Origin of the sequence: Ruegeria arenilitoris (genome assembly GCF_013032855.1) — a bacterium.
Lineage (GTDB): Bacteria > Pseudomonadota > Alphaproteobacteria > Rhodobacterales > Rhodobacteraceae > Ruegeria > Ruegeria arenilitoris.
This window is the reverse complement of the sequence record NZ_WQDA01000004.1, coordinates 372,644-393,394: the sequence shown is the minus strand read 5'-3', so window position 1 is coordinate 393,394 and position 20,751 is coordinate 372,644. Positions and strand designations below refer to the sequence as shown.

21 protein-coding genes are annotated in these 20,751 nt (G+C 64.9%); all 21 read right to left on the bottom strand.

The genetic code is table 11. The features are described from left to right. Nucleotides 1–9: 9 nt before the first annotated feature. Complete coding sequence (locus tag GOW72_RS15355; RefSeq protein ID WP_170341115.1) at nt 10–840, bottom strand: carbohydrate ABC transporter permease; 831 nt, start codon at nt 838–840, stop codon at nt 10–12. A gap of 13 nt (nt 841–853) precedes the next feature. Next, on the bottom strand, nt 854–1,720 hold the full coding sequence (locus GOW72_RS15350; protein ID WP_149775359.1) for a carbohydrate ABC transporter permease: 867 nt from the start codon (nt 1,718–1,720) through the stop codon (nt 854–856). Nucleotides 1,721–1,827: 107 nt separating this feature from the next. Next, nucleotides 1,828–3,129 (bottom strand): ABC transporter substrate-binding protein, encoded by a 1,302-nt coding sequence (locus GOW72_RS15345; RefSeq protein WP_170367439.1) that lies wholly within the window; start codon nt 3,127–3,129, stop codon nt 1,828–1,830. 97 nt (nt 3,130–3,226) lie between these two features. Then, nucleotides 3,227–4,258: a LacI family DNA-binding transcriptional regulator gene (locus GOW72_RS15340; protein WP_170367438.1), complete on the bottom strand. Its 1,032-nt coding sequence runs from the start codon at nt 4,256–4,258 to the stop codon at nt 3,227–3,229. A gap of 112 nt (nt 4,259–4,370) precedes the next feature. Beyond that, on the bottom strand, nt 4,371–5,270 hold the full coding sequence (locus tag GOW72_RS15335; protein WP_170367437.1) for an FAD:protein FMN transferase: 900 nt from the start codon (nt 5,268–5,270) through the stop codon (nt 4,371–4,373). Then, a complete protein-coding gene (locus GOW72_RS15330) occupies nt 5,267–5,785 on the bottom strand; it encodes a nitrous oxide reductase accessory protein NosL (RefSeq protein ID WP_170367436.1) in 519 nt (172 codons plus the stop codon). Before GOW72_RS15330 ends, GOW72_RS15335 begins: the two co-directional genes overlap by 4 nt. Continuing rightward, nucleotides 5,782–6,603 carry an ABC transporter permease gene (locus GOW72_RS15325; protein WP_170367435.1) on the bottom strand — a complete coding sequence of 274 codons (822 nt, stop codon included), beginning with the start codon at nt 6,601–6,603 and terminating at the stop codon, nt 5,782–5,784. Before GOW72_RS15325 ends, GOW72_RS15330 begins: the two co-directional genes overlap by 4 nt. Next, entirely contained in the window at nt 6,600–7,493 is an 894-nt protein-coding gene (locus GOW72_RS15320; protein WP_170359670.1) for an ABC transporter ATP-binding protein, read from the bottom strand. Before GOW72_RS15320 ends, GOW72_RS15325 begins: the two co-directional genes overlap by 4 nt. Beyond that, nucleotides 7,483–8,739, bottom strand: coding sequence for a nitrous oxide reductase family maturation protein NosD (locus tag GOW72_RS15315; protein WP_170367434.1), 1,257 nt, complete (start codon nt 8,737–8,739; stop codon nt 7,483–7,485). Before GOW72_RS15315 ends, GOW72_RS15320 begins: the two co-directional genes overlap by 11 nt. A 3-nt stretch (nt 8,740–8,742) precedes the next feature. Beyond that, on the bottom strand, nt 8,743–10,656 hold the full coding sequence (gene nosZ, locus GOW72_RS15310) for a TAT-dependent nitrous-oxide reductase (RefSeq protein ID WP_170359675.1): 1,914 nt from the start codon (nt 10,654–10,656) through the stop codon (nt 8,743–8,745). Nucleotides 10,657–10,670: 14 nt separating this feature from the next. Beyond that, the gene (locus GOW72_RS15305; protein WP_170367433.1) at nt 10,671–12,851 is read right to left on the bottom strand and encodes a 4Fe-4S binding protein; all 2,181 of its coding nucleotides are present in this window, start codon (nt 12,849–12,851) and stop codon (nt 10,671–10,673) included. Further along, a complete protein-coding gene (locus GOW72_RS15300) occupies nt 12,842–13,306 on the bottom strand; it encodes a DUF2946 family protein (protein ID WP_244952448.1) in 465 nt (154 codons plus the stop codon). Before GOW72_RS15300 ends, GOW72_RS15305 begins: the two co-directional genes overlap by 10 nt. Before the next feature lie 97 nt (nt 13,307–13,403). After that, on the bottom strand, nt 13,404–13,589 hold the full coding sequence (locus GOW72_RS15295) for a hypothetical protein (protein ID WP_342355390.1): 186 nt from the start codon (nt 13,587–13,589) through the stop codon (nt 13,404–13,406). 34 nt (nt 13,590–13,623) lie between these two features. Then, complete coding sequence (locus tag GOW72_RS15290) at nt 13,624–15,177, bottom strand: nitrite reductase (protein WP_170367431.1); 1,554 nt, start codon at nt 15,175–15,177, stop codon at nt 13,624–13,626. Beyond that, nucleotides 15,152–16,366, bottom strand: coding sequence for a heme d1 biosynthesis radical SAM protein NirJ (gene nirJ / locus GOW72_RS15285; protein ID WP_170367430.1), 1,215 nt, complete (start codon nt 16,364–16,366; stop codon nt 15,152–15,154). The genes GOW72_RS15290 and nirJ overlap by 26 nt, the downstream gene beginning before the upstream one ends. 5 nt (nt 16,367–16,371) lie before the next feature. Further along, nucleotides 16,372–16,854, bottom strand: a complete 483-nt coding sequence (ahbB, locus tag GOW72_RS15280; RefSeq protein ID WP_170367429.1) for a siroheme decarboxylase subunit beta — start codon at nt 16,852–16,854, stop codon at nt 16,372–16,374. Then, a complete protein-coding gene (locus GOW72_RS15275) occupies nt 16,851–17,303 on the bottom strand; it encodes an Lrp/AsnC family transcriptional regulator (RefSeq protein WP_170367428.1) in 453 nt (150 codons plus the stop codon). Before GOW72_RS15275 ends, ahbB (GOW72_RS15280) begins: the two co-directional genes overlap by 4 nt. Continuing rightward, a complete protein-coding gene (ahbB, locus tag GOW72_RS15270) occupies nt 17,300–18,289 on the bottom strand; it encodes a siroheme decarboxylase subunit beta (RefSeq protein WP_170367427.1) in 990 nt (329 codons plus the stop codon). The genes GOW72_RS15275 and ahbB (GOW72_RS15270) overlap by 4 nt, the downstream gene beginning before the upstream one ends. Nucleotides 18,290–18,292: 3 nt before the next feature. Next, the gene (locus GOW72_RS15265; protein WP_170367426.1) at nt 18,293–19,441 is read right to left on the bottom strand and encodes a cytochrome D1 domain-containing protein; all 1,149 of its coding nucleotides are present in this window, start codon (nt 19,439–19,441) and stop codon (nt 18,293–18,295) included. Continuing rightward, entirely contained in the window at nt 19,438–19,788 is a 351-nt protein-coding gene (locus GOW72_RS15260; RefSeq protein ID WP_217358169.1) for a c-type cytochrome, read from the bottom strand. Before GOW72_RS15260 ends, GOW72_RS15265 begins: the two co-directional genes overlap by 4 nt. Beyond that, nucleotides 19,781–20,542: a uroporphyrinogen-III C-methyltransferase gene (gene cobA / locus GOW72_RS15255; protein WP_170367425.1), complete on the bottom strand. Its 762-nt coding sequence runs from the start codon at nt 20,540–20,542 to the stop codon at nt 19,781–19,783. Before cobA ends, GOW72_RS15260 begins: the two co-directional genes overlap by 8 nt. Nucleotides 20,543–20,751: the final 209 nt, after the last annotated feature.

Genomic DNA, 20,751 nt, shown 5'->3' with positions numbered 1-20,751 from the left:
TGTCTTTCCTTACTTCACGGCGCCGAAGGTCAGGCCGCGGACCAGTTGTTTCTGACTGAACCACCCAAGGATCAGGATCGGGGCGATGGCCATTGTCGATGCCGCGCTGAGCTTGGCGAAGAACAGGCCCTCTGGGCTGGAATAGCTGGCGATGAACGCGGTCAGCGGGGCCGCGTCGACGGCGGTCAGGTTCAGGGTCCAGAACGCCTCGTTCCAGGCCAGGATGAAATTCAGCAGCACGGTCGAGGCGATGCCCGGCACCGCCATCGGCGTCAGGATGTATAGGATTTCCTCTTTCAGCGTGGCGCCGTCCATGCGCGCGGCTTCCAGGATGTCGCCGGGGATTTCACGGAAATAGGTGTACAGCATCCAGACGATGATCGGCAGGTTGATCAGCATCAGAACCACCACCAGCCCGGCGCGGCTGTCCAACAGGCCCAGTTGGATGAACAACAGGTAGATCGGGTACAACACCCCCACCGCCGGCAGCATCTTGGTGGACAGCATCCACAACAGGATATCCTTGGTGCGCGCCGAGGGCACGAAGGCCATGGCCCAGGCGGCGGGCACCGCGACGATCACGCCCAGAAGGGTGGACCCGCCCGCGATGATGATCGAGTTCCACAGATACCGCATGTAGTTCGACCGCTCCTGGACCACGGCATAGTTCTCCAGCGTCCAGTCGAAGTTCAGAAAGATCGGCGGGCTGGCGATGGCCTGGGCCTCGGTCTTGAAGCTGGTCAGGATCGTCCAGAGGATCGGGAAGAAGATCAGCAGGCCGACAGCCCAGGCAAAGGCGGTGTTGATCAGCTTGCGTGGTGTGGTGACGGTGCGGGCCATGTTTTCGTCCTCCTCACGCGTCCAGGTTTTTGCCGACGATGCGCATCAGGAAGATGGCGACGATGTTGGCAAGGATGATGGCATAGACTCCGCCGGCCGAGCCCAGCCCGACATTCTGGCTTTCCAGCACGCGCTGGTAGATCAGATAGGTCAGGGTGCGGGTGCCGAAGGCGCCGCCGGTGGTCACGAAGATCTCGGCGAAGATCGACAGCAGGAAGATCGTCTGGATCAGGATGACGATCGTGATCGCGCGGCTCAGATGCGGCAGAATGATGAAAAAGAAGCGTTTCAGCGGTGGCGCGCCATCCATTTCGGCGGCCTCCAGCTGTTCGCTGTCCAGCGACTGGATCGCGGTCAGCAGGATCAGGGTGGCAAAGGGCAGCCATTGCCAGGACACGATCATCACGATCGACGGCATCGACGCCTCGGACAGCCACGAGATTGGCTCGGCCCCGAAGAACCGCCACAGATGGGCAAACAGGCCGTTGACCGGATCCATGAACATGTTCTTCCAGACCAGCGCCGAAACGGTGGGCATTACGAAGAACGGGGCGATCACCAGAATGCGCACCACGCCCTGGCCCCACATCGGCTGATCCAGCAGCAGCGCCAGCAGGATGCCCAGCACCACGGTGATGGCCAGCACACCGCCCACGATCACCAGCGTCGCCTGAACGGCGGGCCAGAAGGAACTCGAGGTCACGAACCGGACGTAGTTGTCGAACCCGACCCAACCCAGGTCACCGCCGCGCAGCGGCAGGTATTTCTTGAAGGAAAAATACAGAGTCATCGTCAGCGGAACCAGCATCCAGCCCAGCAGCAGGACCACGGCGGGCGCCATCATCAGGCGTGCGACGGATCGGGAGTGTTGAGTTGCCATGACGCAAGACCTCTCTGTTCAGGCGACTTGTTGCCTGCGAGACTAACACGTGTTGTGGAAGGGGGAGAGCGGGGGACAGAAACCTGCCCACCCGCCGGGAGGAGGCCTCAGTACCCTGCGGCTTCCATTTCTTCGGCCGTGAAGGCCTGTGCCTTGGCCAGAGCTTCGTCAACCGACTGCTGTCCGGCATAGACCGCCGAGAATTCCTGGCTCACCTGGGTGGCGATGCCCGCGAATTCGGGGATGGCGACGAACTGGATCCCGGTATACGGCGTCGGCTTGACGCAGCAGTTTTCCGGATCGGCCGCAAGGATCGACTTCAGCGTCATCTGCGCGAAGGGGATGTCCTTGTAGTCGGGGTTCTCGTACAGCGAGGTGCGCGCACCCGGCGGAACGTTGGCCCAGCCCTCGTTCTCGGCGACCAGTTCGATGTATTCCTTCGAAGTAGCCCATTCGATGAACTGCTTGGCGGCGTCCTCTTTCTGGGTGCCGGCCGGAATGGCCAGGGCCCAGGCCCACAGCCAGTTGGCGCGCTTGTCAACGCCTTCCGAGTTCGGCGCCAGAGCAAATCCAACCTGATCGGCGACAGTCGAGTCGTCGGGGTTGGTCACGAAAGATGCGGCAACGGTGGCGTCGATCCACATGCCGCATTTGCCCTGCTGGAACAGCGACAGGTTTTCGTTGAAGCCGTTGGTGGCATACCCGGCGGGGCCGGATTCGTTCATCATGTCTACGAAGAAGGTCAGCGCCTCTTTCCACTCGGGCTGATCGAACTGGGGTTTCCAGTCTTCGTCGAACCAGCGCGCGCCGAACGAGTTCGCAGTCACGGTGATGAAGGCGCCGCCCTCACCCCAACCGGCCTTGCCGCGCAGGCAGATGCCGTTGATGTCGTTGTCGCGGTCCGTCATCGCAGCCGCCGCTTCGCGGATGAACTGCCAGGTCGGCGCCTCGGGCATCTCCAGACCGGCCTTCTCCATCAGGTCGGTGCGGTACATGATCATCGAGCTTTCGCCATAGAACGGCGCCGCATACAGCGTACCGTCGTGGCTGAGGCCGCCGCGCATGGCGGGCAGGATGTCGTCCACGTCGTATTCCGCGGACATACCGTCCAGCGGCACAAGCCAGCCGTTCGCGCCCCAGATCGGCGTTTCGTACATGCCGATGGTCATGATGTCGAACTGGCCGCCTTTGGTCGAGATGTCGGTGGTCACACGCTGGCGCAATACGTTCTCTTCCAGCGTGACCCATTCCACCTCGTGGCCGGTCGCTTCGGTGAACTTGTCGGTGTATTTCTGCATGCGGATCATGTCGCCGTTGTTGACGGTGGCGATCGTGATCGTTTCGGCAGAGGCCACGCCGGCGGTCAACGCCGCGGCACTTGCCGCCCATAGAACGGATTTCAGGTACATTCTTTCCTCCCTGGTGTCGAATTACCTGAAGGAAAGCATCGTGAATTATTTGTCGCGCGTCAACTAAAATTTTACGCGCGTAAAAAAAAGCCGAAAATCAGGCCGAACTCCGCAATATCAGGCGCGCGGGAAACAGGGTTTCGGTGCGGGCGCTCAGCCGCCCACCGGATTCGACCAGTTGCGTCAGCGTCTCGACGGAGCGATTCGATACTGCGGTGTAGTCATGCGCCGCGGTGGTCAGCGACGGGCAGGTGAACTTGGAAAACGGATGGTCGTCATGCGAGGCGACGCGCAGGTCGCAATCGTCGCCCAACCCGACCCGCAGGCCCTTTTCATAGCAGGCTGACAGGAACCCGATGGCCAGCCGGTCATTGCTGCACAGGATGGTGCGCGATGGCAGCTTGGGCTGTTCCAACAGCTTGAACGCGCCCTGACGGCCGATTTCCTCGAAGCCCCAGCCGCGACCGTCGACCTTGATCACCTGCGGCTCAAAGCCCAGGCTCTCCATTTTTTTGATGTAGGCGATGCGGCGTTTGTTGGCGTTGGGGTTGGCCGGGTGCCGCATCTCGAAGAACGCGGGCGGTTCGCCGCTGCGGCACAGGTAATCGACGGTCTGTTCGATGAAGCTCGCGTTGTCCGACCCGACAAAGGCTGCGCCCATGCCTTCCAGGTTGCTGTCGAACAGGATGGTGGGGATGTCCTTGCAGAATTTCTCGATGAACGACCGGTCGGAGTCGCGCCCCAGCGGCGCTAGCAGCACGCCTGCCGGCTTCAGCGCGCGCAGGCTGTCGAGGATCTCGGCCTCCTGCGCGGGGTCGCCATAGGCGCTGTAGAGCGTCGGGCGGAACCCGGCCTCGATGCATTTTTCCTCGATGTTGCGGGCGATCTCGGCAAAGAACGGGTCGGCCAGATAGGGCACCACGATGCCGACATTCTTGGTCAGCTTGCGGTTCTGGTTCATGGCAAAGATGTTGGGGCGATAGTCGAACCGCTCAAGCGCCTGCTCGATCCGTTCCCGGGTCGACCGACGGACGCTGTCGGGATCGTTGAAATATTTCGACACCGTCGGGCGCGAGATCCCGCTGACCGCCGCAAACTCCTCCATGTTCCGGATTTTTCTGGGTGCCATGCCTTGCCTCTGGCGCGGGGCCGGACCCGCGCCGCTCTGAATTTGTCGCTGTTTTACCTTTTCTTATCGCGCGACAAATTTCAACGGCAGAGTTCCAGAACGGCCATTCCGGTCAGATCAGCATCTCGAGTCGGGCGTCGGGGAAACGTTGCAGAACCGGCGTGATCCGGTCGGTGGGCAGCAGGCACAGCGCGGTCGACAACCCGTCGGCCAGCGCCGCGTCAGGGGCCGAGACCGAAACCGCCCGATGCCGGACCGGCTGACCCTGCGGGCCCAGAATGTGGCCATGACGCCCGGCCAGCTGTGTCGCATCAGGGGCCGAGGTCGCCACCGCCCGGTCGCGCAGTTCGATGCGCCGGGTCACGCCCTCGGGGCCGGCCAGGCCGACGCGCCAGTCCGACCCGTCGGCGCGGGTGCCGATGGCGGCTATCTCGCCCATGTCGACCAGCACATCGGTCAGCCCCTGCGCCCGCAGCAGCGCCGCGATCCGGTCGGTCACGGCGCCCTGCGCGATGCCATTCAGCGTCAGCGCCGAACGGCCCGGATGGGGCAGGCGGATGCCGTCGGCCGAGACCGAAACCCCCTGCCAGCCGACCAGCGCCCGGGCCTGCGCCGCTTCGGCATCCGTCGCGCCGGTCGCCAGCGCCATCCACAGCGGTTGAACGGTCGGGTCGAACGCACCGCCGGTCGCGTCGTGCAGGGCGGCGCTTTGGGCCAGCACCTGCAGCAGCTCCGGCGCCGGGGCGGGCAGGGTGCCGTCCCGGTTCAGGCGGCTCAGCTGCGAGTCCGGCCGGTACAGGCTGAAGATATTCTCCAGACGGTCCAGTTCGGCCTCGAGCGCGGCGATGATCGGTTCGGCCTGCGCGTCACTCAACCCGACCAGTTGCAGGCTGGCGGGTGCCCCCAGCGCGGTGCCGCGCCAGCGGGCAACCGGTGCCGCGCGCGCCACGGTCGGCAAGGCGGCGCAGGCGGCCGAGATGGTCAGGAAACGGCGGCGAGACAGGGTGGTCATGCGGGTGTCTCCAGGGATTGCGTCAGATCGACGGGCCCCAAAGCGGCATCGTCGGGAATGTCAGTCAGGGGCAGGGCGGTGCCGCCATAGGTTTCGATGAACCGCACGGCGGCGTCCGGCGTTGCAAAGGGCACGATCTCGGGCGCGCCCATGCCGCCGGCCACGCCGGCACCCACCACGAAGGTGGCCTGATCGGCGGCGATCCAGTTCGAGATGCCCGGCTCGTTCCAGCTGGGGGCCGCGCCCATGTCGCTGACATAGACCGCGGTGATCTCGGCATCCCGCTCGGGGCTTTTGAGATAGGCCACCATGTCGCGCACCTGCGCGAAGAACAGCGGCGCGGGATAGCCCTCCAGATGGATCTGCCCCTTGGGCCCGCCGTGGCCGGCCACGTTCATCTGGCAGAAATAGCTGAGCGCGGTTTCGGTCAGATCGACCGGATCCGGCGGGGCGGAGGCCTGTTCTTCCTTGCAGGCCGCCAGCGCGACCAGCGCGATCAGGGCAAGGCGTGTCATGGTTCGACCCTCCGGAAGGCCAACCGGGCCAGGGCAAAGCCCAGAACCGGCCAGATCAGCAGCGAGGCGGGCGCCGCCCAGGCGGGCAGGGCCTGCGCCGCGCCGGTCATGCCGGACGCCATGGCCACGCCTTCGGTCGCGGCGATGTTCCACAGGCGGAAAGCGTCGGCCGGGTTGGCCACCATCACCCATGGAAAGACGGATTGGGTGAAGACGCCGCCCTTGTCCATGACGACGGCTCCCAACAGCCCAAGATCATAGAGGACGACGAAGACCAGCCAGAGCCCGGCCGACAGACCTGCCGCCGCCGTTGCGCCCCTCGCCAGGGCGGACAGCAGGTATCCCAGCGCCAGAAACACGGCGCCCAGTAGGATCGAGGTGACGATCAGCCGGCCAAGCGCGAACAGGCTGTCCGCGCCCGCGCCGCCGAACCACGCGGCGACCGCCCCGGCAGTGCCGAAACCGACGGTCATGGCGAAGGCCAGCGCCGCCAGGTGGGCGGTGAATTTGCCCAGCAGGATCTCGCCCCGCCCCGCCGGATAGGACAGCAGCAGCGACAGGCTGCCCCGGTCCACGTCACCGGCGATGGCGTCAAAGGAAATCATCAGCGCCAGGAGCGGCGCCAGATACACCGACAGCGTGGTCATCGAGGCGACCGACACCGTCAGCATGTCGACCCCCAGCGTGCCGGTGGGCGCGCTGCCGGCAAAGGTCAGGGCCAGCGCGAAGAGAACCATGATCAGCGTCGCCACCAGCAGCCAGCGGTTGCGGCGCAGGATCAGCATCTCGGTGCGGGTGATGGCAAGGAAACGGGTCATTGCAGCGCCTCCTGAGCATAGTGGCGATAGAGGTCTTCCAGCTTGGGCGGGGTCATTTCCACGTCGGCCACCGCATCACCCAGACCGGCGATGCGGCGCAGCGCCTGCATCTTGTCGGCGGGCGAACACAGCAATTCGACCGAGGCGCCGTTTATCCGGTTGCCGCCCAGTTCGGCGGCCAGCGCGTCGGCATTGGCACGCGCGCGGACCCGCAGACGGATCGGCAACCCGGCCAGCGCCGACAGGTTGGCCAGCGTGTCATCGGCCACCATCCGGCCCTTGCGCATGATGGCGATGCGGTCGGTGCGGGCCTCGACCTCGGTCAGGGCATGGCTGGCGATAAGCACCGCGGTGCCCTGCGCGGCCAGCTCGTCGATGATGGCGTACAGGTCCTGGCGCGAGATCGGGTCCAATCCCGAGGTGGGTTCGTCCAGCAGCGCCAGTTTCGGCTGACCCAGCAGCACCTGCGCAAGGCCCAGCCGCTGCCGCATCCCTTTGGAATAGGCGCCGATCCGGCGGTCCATCGCATCGCCCAGCCCGACACGGTCCAGCAGGGCGGGCACGTCGGCTTTTGTGCCTGACAGCTTGGCAAACAGGGTCAGCTGCTCGCGCCCGGTCAGGGCCGGGTGGAACGAGACCGCCTCGGGCAGATAGGCCGTGTCGCGGCGCGCCTGCGCGCTGCCGGGGGCGGCGGTGCCGATGCGGATCGTGCCGGCCTGGATGGGCGTCAGGCCCAGGATCGACTTGATCAGGGTGGATTTTCCGGCGCCGTTGTGGCCCAGCAGCGCCACGCGCTGTCCGGGCTCGAGCGTCAGGGAGATATCGCTCAGAACGCGGGTCTTGCCGCGATCCTTGCAGACCGTTTCGATGGTCAGGGCCTTATCCGTCATGAGGCACCTTTTTCATGGCTGGGGGTTGAGGGGCTTGCATCAAGGGGTGGCTGTCGATCACGCCGCCCGGCAGCAGCGCGGGAAAGGCCGATTGCGACCAGCGCACCAGCTGCACGGCGGGCGAGCCGAGCAGCAGCTTGGCTGCGGGTTGGGTCCACAGCACATGGTCCATGCTATCGTTGGGGCGATAGGGGGCGTCGGCGATGCCGTCGCCGTTCACGTCATAGGCGGCAAAATCGGACCAGTAGTTGCCGCGGCCGTCTTCCGACCACTCGACCCATTTGGTCGAGACGTATTTCACCTGTGTCCGGTTGCCGACAAAGGCGTTGCCGACGATCCGGTTGCGTTCGCTGCCGGCGGTGAAATGGATCCCGATACCGCAGCCTTCGAACCAGTTGTCGGTGAATTCGTTCTTGTTGGAATTGTACAGAAAGGTGCACTTCTCCTTGGCGCCTTTCACCACGTTGCCCGAGATCACGCTGTCATTGGCATAGTTCAGCATGACCCCGTGTTCGCGGTCGCCGACCGAGACGTTGTTGATCACCTGCACGTTCGAGGTGAACATCACCGCATAGCCCAGATCGTTGCCGATCGAGACATTGTCGCTGACGATGGAATCGTCGGCATACATGTAGTGCACGGCAAATCGCAGGTCGCGGAAGCTGTTGCCGATGAAGGTGTTTTTCTTCGACGAGTTCACGAAGATCCCGTCGCGGCCAAAGCGGATGTCATTGCCTTCGACCACAGCGCCGGGCGCGTTCCAGACATAGACCCCGTTGCCGCGGTCGTTCATCCGGCGGTCCTGCCGGCCCTCGATCCGGTTGCCGCGCACGATGCTGTCATCGGCGCCGTGGATGTCGATGCCGTAGAGATTGCCCAGCAGCACGTTGTTTTCCACCACGGCCACGCGGGCCGTCTTGGTCAGCTGGATGCCGCTGTCGATCTCACCATGGTCCGATCCCGACCCGATCACGGTCAGGCCGCGCAGAGTGACGCCGGGCCCGGTCACGGTGATGACGCTACCGGTGCCCTGACCGTCGATGGTGGCCTGGCCCTGTCCGTCGATGGTGACGGGCCGGTCCAGAACCAGGCGTTCGGCATAGACGCCGGGGCTCAGGCGGAGGGTGTCTCCATCCGCCGCCTGCGCCAGTGTCTCGGTGATGGCCCCCGCCCGGTTGGGCACGTCCCAGTCCGCCGCCCAAAGCGGCGAGCCGAGCAGAAGCGGGATGAGCAGGGGCCAGCGCATGGGTCAGGCTCCTTGCGGTTCGACCAGCATCCGGCCGCGCATTTCCATGTGCAGCGCGTGGCAGAACCACTGGCAATAGAACCAGTGCACGCCCGGACGGTCGGCGGTGAAGGTGATCGATGCGGTGGCCTGCGGCGCGACCTCGAAGGCGATGCCGTAGTTGCCCAGGCAGAAGCCGTGGGTCACATCGTCCACGTCATCCAGGTTGGTGACGTAGATCGTGACCTCGTCGCCCTGTTTGACGGTGAACTTCTCGAGGCTGAAGGTCGGGGCCTGCGAGACCATGTAGACCCGCACCTTGTTGCCGTCGCGGATGGGCTCTTCGGCGCCTTCCTCCAGATCGACGCCATCGGCCTCGGCCTGTTTGCGCGCATCTTCCCAGGTCGGGTCGTTGCGGTCCCAGACGTTGACCGGGTTGACGATGTCGCGGCGCACGATGATCGAGTCATGCGGCTCGGCGAAGGTCGGGCCGTCATGCACCACCTTCATCTCGTCGGTCGAGATGTCGATCACCTGCTCGTTCTCGGGCTTGAGCGGGCCGGTGTTCAGGAACCGGTCCTTCGAGAACTTGTTCATCGAGATCAGCCACTTGCCGTCGGCCTCTTTGGTCTCACCCATCGAGGTCGAGTTGTGGCCCGGCTGGTAGTGCACGTCGACCTTCGAGATGATCGGGTCCACGTCCTCGCCATTGTAGGCGCGGATGGCCTTGTCGATGTTCCATTTGACGATCTGGCTGTCCAGGAACAGCGTGGTGAAGGCGTTGCCCTGACCGTCATAGGCGGTGTGAAGCGGGCCAAGGCCCAGTTGCGGCTCGCCCACGATGCACGACCGCGGATCGGCGTCGCTTTCGAACAGCGCGTCCAGCTTGGTGACGTCCATGATCGACACGGTCGGCGACAGCTTGCCGTTGATGCAGACGTGTTTGCCGTCGGGCGCAGTGTTGATGCCGTGCGGCGAGTTCGGGATCGGGATGTAGCGGGTGTATTTCTTGTTCGACCCCTTGCGCCCGTCCAGAACCTTGACGCCCTTGATCTCCTGATAGTCGCCCGCGGCGATGCCGGCCTCGATTTCCTTGAGGTTGAAGACGACCACGTGGTCCATCTCGCTCTCGGTCATCTCGGCCAGGTTCATGCCCATTTCCGAGTTGTACGAGGTCGAGAAGGCGTATTTGCCCTGATAGTCGCAATCGGTGTTGTCGAGGTTGCCCGACACCATCACCTGCCAGGCGATCTCCATCGTGTCACCGTCGATGGCGGTGAAGATGTTGACGTATTGCGAGGGATCGTCCAGCACGCTGCCGTCGTTGATCAGCGGGGTTTCGTCCTCGCCATTGGCAAAGACATAGCCGGTGCGCGGGAATTTCTGCGGGCGCAGACCGTGGATCGCCTTGGCGTTGGGGATCTCGATGATCTTGTCGCATTTCATCACGTCGCAGCGCACGCGGGCCACGCGGGTGTTGGCCTTGTCGTTCATGAACAGATAGCGGCCGTCATAGGTGCCGTCGGTGAACGACATGTGCGGGTGGTGCAGGTCGCCGTTGTCATAGGTTTTCATGCCGCGCTTGGCCAGGAACTCCTTGGTTTCCGGCAGCAGGCCCTCGGTCAGGATCTTCAGCGACTCGTTGGTCTGGCCCCAGCCGGTGGCCGAGCAGCGGTTGAACACCGGTACCCGCATCAGCTCGCGCATGGACGGGAAGCCCATGATGCGCAGCTCGCCGGTCTGGCCCGAGGACCAGAAGCCGTAATATTCGTCCAGCTCGCCGGGGGCCAGTTCGACCTTGGCGGCGGCGCTGGCCTGTTTGGCGGTCATCAGCGTGCCGCCGACGCCCAGCCCGGTTCCGGCCAGCACGGCCCCGGTGGCCGAGGCCCCCAGCAACCCGCGGCGGGTGATGTTCAGTTTGGTGTCATGATCCGACATGATCGTTCCTCCTTTTAGGAAACGGTTTGCGGTTTGGCGTTCGGATGGTTCGCCGGTGGTTGTCCGAGGGGGGTCTTGAGTTTGACCGACCCGGTCTTGGCCCGCCGTTTCAGCTGGCGGATGACGACGGGACATTTGCTCTCGGACTGGTAGAGCACCTGACAATGCAGGCAGGTGACGCACTCGTTCGGGTTGATCTCACCGGTGGGGTGGATGGCCTGAACGGGGCATTCGTTGGCGCAGGTCTGACAGGGGTTGCCGCAATCCTTGTAGCGGCGTAGCCAGTCGAACATGCGGATACGGGCGGGGATCGCCAGCGCCGCGCCCAGCGGGCACAGGTAGCGGCAATAGAACCGTTCGATGAACAGACCGATCATCAGCAGACCCACTGCAAAGACTACGAAGGGCCAGTCGCGCATGAATTTCAGGATGATCGCGGTCTTGAACGGCTCGATTTCGGCGTATTTCTCGGCCAGCGGGATCGACACGATGCTCAGGCCGAACAGCGCCAGGAAGATCATGTACTTGATCGGCCACAGGCGCTCGTTCAGGCCCCAGGGCAGGGTCCATTGCGGGACTTTCAGCGCGCGGGCGATCTTGTTTGTCAGCTCTTGCAGGGCGCCGAAGGGGCACAGCCAGCCGCAATAGGCCCCGCGTCCCCAGAACAGCAGCGCGGCGGCCACGGCGAACCATTGGATGAACACCAGCGGGTCCAGCAGGAAGGCATCCCAGGTGAAACCGCTGCGCAGGCTGCCGGCCAGCGCCATGATGTTCACCACGCTCAGCTGCGCATTGGCGTACCAACCGATGAAGAACAGCGTCATCGTCAGGAACCCGATGCGGAACCAGTAGAAGACCCGTGCGTTCATCGTGGCGTGGAACTGGAAGAAGAAGGTGGCCGTCAGCACCAGCAGCATGGCGCCCAGCACGGCGATCTCGACCTGGCGGTCCTTCCAGATGCGCTGCCACAGGGCTGACTTGGCGGCGGCCTCGCCGGTGGCATCGTCCACGACCTTGGGCGCGGGCGCGACCGGCAACAGGTACTGTTCGGGCAGAATGTAGCCCAGATCGAAGGTCAGGAAGGTCTTTTCCACCGCGCCGATGGCCCGCTGCACCAGCAGTTGCAGGCGGAATGGCTCGGTCGGGTCGAACTCGGCGTCGGCAGGGATCTTGAAGATGTCCAGCTCGGTAAAGCTGGGCGCGTCCTCGGCGGCCACCGTGCCCAGGCGGCGATGCTGACGGTCGAAGAACCGCACCGAATTGTCGCCCTGGATCAGTTGGATCCGGTCGAAGATCCCGCCGCGCACATAGCCCGAGCCCTTGAAGCTGTACTTGCCACGGCCCAGCACCAGGATGGCGTGTTCGCCCTCGTCCAGCCAATTGACCAGGTTCTGGTACTCGGCCTCGCCCAGCAGCGACTTGCCGATCGAAGGCACCGAGACCAGCGCCACATGCATGTCGATGAAGGTGTCCTCGGGGTTGCCCTTCTCGGGGCGTTTGATCGCGCGCTGGTCGCCGGTGGCCTCGAAGGCGGCGTTGACCTGACCCACGTCCAGCGTCAGCCGCCGGATCGAGCCGTCGCCCGAGAGCGTGGCCCAGTCATGGGTGTCGGCCTTGGCCATGTCGACTTCGCGCTTGGGTCCGTCCGCCTGAACCTCGGACAGCCCACCCAGACCCATGGCACGGGCCACCTTGATCCCGGCGCGCACGACGCTGTCGTCGATGACCATCACCGTCACCGTCGCACCCGAGATGATGTCCAGATCATGCCCCTCGCCGCCGGTCTCGACCTCGCGCTTGAGGTCCAGCCCGGCATAGCCTTCGGTCAGCTCGACCATGCGCGCGTTGGGAATGCCGATCAGAACGATGGGTTCGGAATGTTTGACCAGCTTGACGCCGGTCAGCACCGCATCACCGTCGATGGCGGCGACGACGTGAATGGGCTTGCCGGAATAGCCGGTGGTGCCCACGAAATCGGATGTGAGAAAGGCCCAAGCGACTGTTTCGCCACCCTTCAGCACCGGGGCGACCGGCACGTCGTCGCGGACCGGGCCAATGGCATCGGCACCGGGCGCCAGTTCGGCGGGTTCGAACTCGGGCAGGAAGCTGGCCAGACTGTCGGCCCGCGCGTCAAACGCCAGCAGGCAGGACAGGACAAGGGCCACAAGGAAATGGGCTGCGCGGGTCACGACCACGGCGCACCTCCTTCGGTTCGGGTTGACGCCATGGACGCGCGCGGCGCGCGTTCGGTTCTGATTTCGGGCGCGGCCGGGGGGCCGCGAGTTTCGGGCCACAGCCGTTCGGAGTTGTACAGATCCAACAGATCAGTGAACGCACACCGTGGGATTTGTACAAACCCGGGCTGCTGCAGCTGCGGCAGGTCCGGGACCGGTGCCGTCGCCGTAATCGCGCACAGGGCGCAATCGGCACATTTCGCGCAGGGCGCGGTCGGGTCGCCGGTGTCGTCTTCCAGGTCCACCTGGACCCAGACCGCTCCTGCCTCCGAGCAGATCTCCATCCAGGTGCCCTGGCCGGGACTCGCCAGCGCTGGCCCAAGCACCTGCAACATCAAAAGAAAAATGCCCGCCAGCCCGGCTGCCACGCGTGTCGCGCGGACAGGGAGGCTGTGGTTTTGGCGGGCGGCGGGCATGGAGACTCCGACTCGGATTTGATGTTGCCCGAGTCGTAAGGGATCGCGGATACCGGCTACTTGACTTCGGTTAGGCGCCGCGAAATTCCGGCCTTGCTCAGCCCTCGGCCTCATCCATCAGCCGCCGCACCCAGCGCCCCGCCAGCCAGCTGGCCGGAACCCCAAGGGGCACACCCCAGATCAGCGCGGCCACCGGTGTCACGGCGCCGAACCCCAGCGCATGGGCGATCAACCCGGCCAGAAACAGGTTGATGGCGACGGTCAGCGCCGTCGCCGGATACAACAGAATGGCAAGTTTCCAGACCGGCCAGCGCCCGTCAGTGGCTGGTGCCTTCCGAGAAGGTGATCTTGTTCCAGACATTGTATTTCCCCGAAGGTTTGCGCATCGGCAGGCGTTTGATTTCCTCGAGCGTCTGCGCGTCATAGACGATCACCGCGCCGTCATCCTCCCAGATCGACACTAGCGCATGGGCGCCTTCGCGCGTGAATTCCACATGCGCCACGGTCTTGCCCGGCGCAGGCCGCAGGGTTTTGACGATCTCGAGGCTCTGCTTGTCGATCACATGCATCGCGTCCTTGTTGGGGCCGAAGAACACGTCGGCCCAGACATAGGGCGAGTTCTCGTGGCTGCGCATGAAAAAGCCCGGGCCTTCGGTCTCGATCCGCCTGATCGTTTCCCAGGTGCCCATGTCGATGACCGAGATGGTGCCTTCGGTCAGGTGCGGCGTCGCCATCACCGTGGTGCCGTTCCGTTGCCAGGTGATGCCCGAGCCCAGATGCGGCATGCCGGGCAGGTCCAGATCCGCCACTTTCTGCCCGATAACAAGGTCGATCACCTGACCGCCCTTGCCATCGCGCGACGCGCCCATGACGTATTCATAGCTCTGGTCGAAAAAGAAATCGTCCAGATAGTCGGGCGTGGTGATCTTGCGGACGGGGAAGGGGTCGGGGTTCTTGAACTGCCCCTCGATCCGGAAATCATGGCCCAGCCCGAATTGCGGCGGGTTGTCGCCATAGAACACTTCCCAGATCTCGGGCACGTCCTTGAGCGCCAGCACGAAGCTTTCGCGCGGTGGGGCCTGGTACACGGCCGAGACCCGGCTGGGCTTGCCCTTCTTGCCCTTGACCTCGACCACCCTGGCCACCGACAGATCCTCGGTCGACAGCAGGGTCAGGCTGTTGGGCAGATAGTTCGCAACGGCCAGCCACTTGCCGTCGCCCGACATGGCGATGTTGCGGCTGTTCAGGCCGGCGCGGATGCGGCCCACCTGTTTCAACGCCCAGATGTCGTATTTCTGCACCCAGCCATCGCGCGACATGATGAATACATAGCGCCCGTCGGGGCTGAACTTGGGGCCGCCATGCACGGCAAAGGGGGTCTCGAACCGGTCCAGAACCTCGAAGGTGTCGCCGTCCAGAACGCTGACATGGTGATCGCCGGTTTCCACCACCAGCGTGATGTTCATCGGGTCGCTGTCCCAAACCGGCGCATCGACCGGTGCGTAATCGGCATCCAGAGTACGGCTGGCCATGATCTGTTCGGCATCCCATTCGGGGTCCACCTCCAGCGGAGATTTCAGCCAGCCCGCCAGTTCCTCGATCTGCAGCGCGTCGAGTTCGTGTGCGAAGGCGGGCATTTGGGTGGCCGGACGCCCCTCGGCGATGACGGCGGCTACGCGGGGGCCGCGCATGCGTTTGAGCGTTTCGGGGATCAGTGCCGGACCGACGCCGCCCAGCCGCGCCTCGCCATGGCAGCTGGCGCAATGCTCGGCGTAATCTGATTGAGCATCCGCCCAAGCCGTTCCAGCTAGCAACACCGAGCACAAAGTACCGAATTTGAGTGCCTTAAAAGAACTGATGCGCCGGATCATGGCTTTTCCCCCGGAAAGGCGTGACCTGCAGGCGCTCGCCCGCGCCGTCCACGCCGATTTCGTCATTGGTCAGGTAGCAGGCCGGGTCTTCGGCCCACGGATCGCCGGTCAGTTGCAGGGCCCGGATGCGGGTATTGCCGCCGCAGACATCCTGCAACCGGCAGGTGCCGCACCGCCCCTTCAACGGGCGCGGCCGCGTGCGCAGCAGGGCCAGCATCGGGTCATCGCCGGACCACAGCTCGGAGAACGGAGTGAGCTTGACGTTGCCGATCGTGTAGTCCGACCAGTAGGTATCGGGATGGACGCGGCCCAGATTGTCGATATTGGCCACGCCCAGACCGCTGGAATTGCCGCCCCAATGGGCCAGATGTTCGCGCACATGCGCGACGGTATCGGCGTCGAACCGGGCGGCGGCCCAGTTCAGGAAATACCCGCCATCCGCGTCGTTGTTGCCGGTCACGATGTCCAGCGGGCGTCCGCCCGAGGCGGCCTCCCATGCGCGGTTCAGCAACAGGTCGAGCCCTTGCCGGGTGCGCCGATATTCCGCGTCCTCGCCCCGGTTCTTGTCGCCACGTCCGGCATAGACCAGATGCGAGAGATAGAACTTGTCCACCCCCTCGTCGTCGCACAGTTTCAGCAGGTCGGGCAGGTGGTGCTGGGTGCCTTCGGTCAGGCAGAACCGCAGGCCCACCTTGATGCCACGCTTTTTGCATTCGCGCACGCCGCGCAGGGCGTCATCAAAGGCGCCCTCGACCCCGCGAAACCAGTCATTCGTGGCCCCGATCCCGTCGAGCGAGATGCCGACATAGTTGAAGCCCACGTCGGCGATCATGTCGGCCGTTTCGTCGTGGATCCGCGTGCCGTTGGTCGACAGGGCCAGCATCGGCACCAGCTGGCGCGCGCGCCGGGCGATGTCGAAAAAATCGAACCGGTCCAATGGCTCCCCGCCCGAGAGGATCAGGGCCGGGACGCGAAACTGGCCCAGATCCTCAAGGGTGACCATGGCTTGCTCGTGGCTGAGCTCGCCCGGGAAGGCCACATCCGCAGACACGGTGTAGCAATGGCGGCATTTCAGGTTGCAGCGCCGGGTCAGGTTCCAGATCACCACCGGCTTCACCGGTCCGGGGCGGCGTTTGCGCACCGGCGTCGGGTTGACAAGCTGCTGCATGTATTCGGTCAGGCGGAACATCGGTCTCAGCCTTTCGCTTTCAGGCGCAGCCCGGTTTTCTTCAGGATGCGCGTGGAATAGAGGATGTCGCTGCCCCGGCAGGCCGATCCAAGGATTGCGGCGATCTGGCCGCGTTTTTGTTCGACCTCATCGGGCGAGCTGCCGTGAACCATGGCGAACAGGTTGTAGGGCCAGTCGGGCAGAGCGCGGGGCCGTTCGTAGCAATGGGTGACAAAGGGTAGCGCTCCGATTTGCGCGCCGAGTTCGCCGATCAGGTCGTCCTGCACGTCCCAGACCGTCATGCCGTTCGATGTCATGCCCAGCTTGTAGTGGTTGGGGGCCGCGGCGATCCGCCGGATCACTCCGCGCGCCTTCAACGCGGCCAGCCGATCCAGCAGGGTGGCTTCCTCGATCCCCAGATCGTCGGCGACCTGCGCATAGGGCGCGGGCACCAGGGGCAGCCCGCCCTGGAGCGCCTCGATGATCCGTCTGTCGGTTGCGTCGATCATGCTGCCACCCGGAAGCCGATGAAGAATTCCTGCAGTTTCGGGAACCGGTGAACCGTGAGTCCCGTCTCGCGTTCGATTGCGTCGGCCGTAGCGGTGATCGCCTCGGGCGTTTCGGTCGCCAGAACGAACCACATGTTCAGCCGGTGCGTGCGTTCATAATTATGCGCCACCTCGGGGTGCGCATTGATTTTGGTCAGGACGGTTTCAAACTCGGCCTCGGGCACAGCCATGGCGCACAGGCAGAAATCCCCTCCCATGGCGGCGGCGTCGAAGAACGGGCCGAACCGGGTGATGACCCGGTCGGCCTTCATCCGCGCCAGCCGGTCCAGTAGGTCCTGTTCGGTGATCCCCAGTTCGGCCGCCACGTCGGCATAGGGGCGGGGGGTCAGCGGCAGGTCCTCCTGCAGGCGGTTCAGCAGGCGGCGGTCGGTGTCGTCCAGCGGGGTCATGCGGCGGCCTCTTTCGGTTTGATCAATGCGCCGGTCTGTTTGAAGCACCGGGTCGAGAACAGAACCTTGTGCGCGGCGCCCGCCAGTTCGGGCAGGGCGGCGGCGCCGGCCAGGATACCCCGCGCCTCGGAGCGCGACCGGGCGTGGATCATGGAGTAGAGCCGATAGGGCCACACGCCCTCGACCGGCTGGCGTTCATAGCACAGGGTCACGCCGGGATGCGCGGCCAGTGCGGGGCCCGCGTGGTCGATCCGGTCGGCGGGCAGGTCCCACACGACCATGGCGTTGGCCGACCACCCCAACGCCCGATGCCGCACGATGACCCCAAGGCGTGAGATGACGCCGGCCCTGTGCAACACCCGGATACGGTCCATCACGTCCTCGGACGTGCGGTTCAGGGACCGGGCCAGCGCCGCGTAGGGGTCGGCCATCAGCGGCAGCCCCGCGCTGAGCGCCTGCAGGATGTCGCGGTCGCCTTGCCGCAGAACGCTCCGGTCGACCGCACGCGGCCGTGGCACGCGGCGCGAAAAATCCGACATGCGAAAACCCAGATCGACGTTGAACGGGCGGACCAGACGCAGGTCCAGCACGCGCAGCCCGGTGCGGTCGCTGATCCGGGCCAGGGTGGCGTCTACATGCGCCCGGTCGGGGCCGGTGGCCACGAACCACAGGTTCCAGTCATCCTCGCGCTGGTAATTGTGGTTCACGCCCGGTTCGGCGTCGATCAGGGCGGCGATCTGTTCCACCTTCTCCTCGGGCGCGGCGACGGCGGCCAGGGTGCTGGCCGAGGCCACGCCGGGCGCGACCGTCGCGCCGACGCGGGTGATCCGCCCGGCCGCGCGCATGCGGTCCAGGCGGTCGATCACTTCGGCCTCATCCAGCCCCAGCGCCGCGGCCAGCACTTGGAACGGCCGGTCGGTGACGGGAAAATCGCGCTGCCAGTCATCCAGCAGCCTTCGGTCGATCGGGTCGGTGATATGGCACATCGCTTACAGCCCCGTTCTGTGCGCACGCGCGGTGAAGAAGATGCCCGAGGGGCTGTCGGCCGGGATTTCCCGCAGCTTTTCAAAGCTGTGGGTGTCATAGACCATGATCTTGTTGGCATCGCGCACGCTGATCCAGACCTCGTGCCCACGCGGGGTGAACTCCATGTGCAGCACCGCCGGGCCGGGTTTGAACTCGTGGATGACCTGTTTGCTGACCGTGTCGATCACCTGGATCGTGTCGTTCAGCGGGTGGGCGAAGTTCACCCAGACCTGCCGGCCGTCGGGCCGCGCCATGGCAAAGACGGGCTGGCCGTATGTCTGGGTGCGCCCGGTTTCCGTGAGTGTGTCGGCATCGACCCAGAGCACCTGGTGATGGCCGACGGCCGGCAATACGAATTCGTCGCCCGTATGCGCCCAGCCTTCCAGATGGGGCATCTTGTAGACGGGCATTTCTTGTTGGCCGCGCCCATATCCGGGCAGCACCCGGATCGGTTCGGGGGTGTCTGCCCACAGGTCCAGCGCGGTCAGCCCGTCCTGCCCGAACAGACCGGTGATGTAGATTCGGCCATTGGCGGTGATCAGCGCGTCATAGGGGTTTTTGCCCATGTCGGTGATCTTGGTGATCTGCGGGTCGGTGCCGCGGGCGAAATCGGCGATCCAGGTTTCGCCCGTATCCCACATGGTGAACACGAAACGGCGGCCCGGTGCATCGACCAGGCCGATGGTCTTGCTGCCGGTGGGGATGTCGGCCACCAGATCCAGCGTGTCGGCGTCAAAGACGTGCACCCCGCCGGGTTCATAGTTCGACACCGCCACCAGCGCGCCGTCGTCAGAGATCGCCCCGCCGATGGCGTTCCCGGCCTGCACGACGCGCTTGGCGATCTGACGGGTCACGATATCGACCTTGGTCAGCCCGCCGTCGCGCCCGAACACATAGGCGAAGCGTTCGTCGGGCGAATAGACCAGAGAGGCATGGGACAGATCGCCCAGTCCTTCGATCCGGGCCAACGCGGCGCGGTCGGACTGATCGACCAGCAGGACCGAGCCGGTGGCCCGTTCGATCACCAGCCCCAGGTCTCCGGTGGCGGTGGGTTCGGCATGGGCTGCGGTCATCAGCAACGAGGCCGCGAGGCCAAGGACAAACTGTTTCATTGGGCCTCCGGTTTCAGCAGATAACGGGCGATCCATTCGGCCTCTTCCTCGCTGATGAGGGGCCGCCACGGCGGCATGGCCGTGTCGGGGATGCCGTCCAGGATTACGCCGGTCAGGATTTCGGGGTCATAGTGCTGCAGGTTTCCCGCCCGCAGATCGGGGCCCAGCCCGCCTTTCAGGGTCAGGCCGTGGCAGGACCCGCAATCCTGATGCACCAGACGCTTCAGCGCGTTGGGGTCCAGCGTGTCGGCGGCAAAGGCTGAGGTGGCCACCAGCACGGCGGCGGTCAGCACCGCGCGCCCGGGCCAGTCCCGGCGGGCCGGTTCAAGGGGCAGAGTCCTAGCCATGAGCATGCTCCAGCAACTCGGCAACCGGCCGTTCGGCATAAAGCGACACGACCTTGCCGATGATGAACAGGGTAGGGGCGGCCAGACCGGCCGCGCGCACGTCGGCGGCGACACGGTCCAGACGCGAGACAAGGCGGCGCTCGTCCGGGGTGGTCGCCTTGCCGACGGCCAGGACGGAGGTCGATCCCGGCAGGTTTTCCGTCATCAGGCCCATGGCGATCTGGCCGATATTGGCGACGCCCATGTAGATGACCAAGGTGGTGTCAGGGTCCGCCAGGCGCTTCCAGTCGAGGTCCAGCACCTTGTCGGCCTGACGATGGCCGGTGACATATTGAACCGAGGTGGCCAGCCCGCGATGGGTCAGCGGCACGCCGGTCGAACAGCTTGCCCCCTGCGCCGCGGTGATGCCGGGCGCGTATTCAACCGCAATGCCATGGTCCATCAGAAACGCCGCCTCTTCCGAGCCGCGGCCAAAGATCATCGGATCGCCCCCCTTGAGGCGGGCAACCCTGTGGCCCGCGCGGGCCTGTTCCAGCAGGATCTGGTTGATCCGGTCCTGCGGCACGGTATGGCATTTGGGCGCCTTGCCCACGGGGATCAGCCGCGCACCGGGGGCGTGCATGGCCAGGATCTCCTCCGAGACCAGACGGTCGTAGACCACCACATCCGCCTCGCGCAGCATACGCAAGGCGCGCAGGGTCATCAATTCGGGGTCTCCGGGTCCGGCGCCGATCAGAAAAACCTTACCGCTCATGGTGCAATCTCGCTTGGTCTGAATGTCATCGGGACCCGGGTGTTCCGGTCGGTTCCGAGCGCGGACAGAGCGGCGGATCGGGACGTTGCTGGGATGGCCGGGCGTGTCATGGCCGCAGACTGGCGCATTCGCAAAGAGGCCTCCTTGACATAAGTTAAGGAGCGCGGGATTTGCGCCCGCGCTCCTTTAGTTTGCCTGTATGTCTGCCT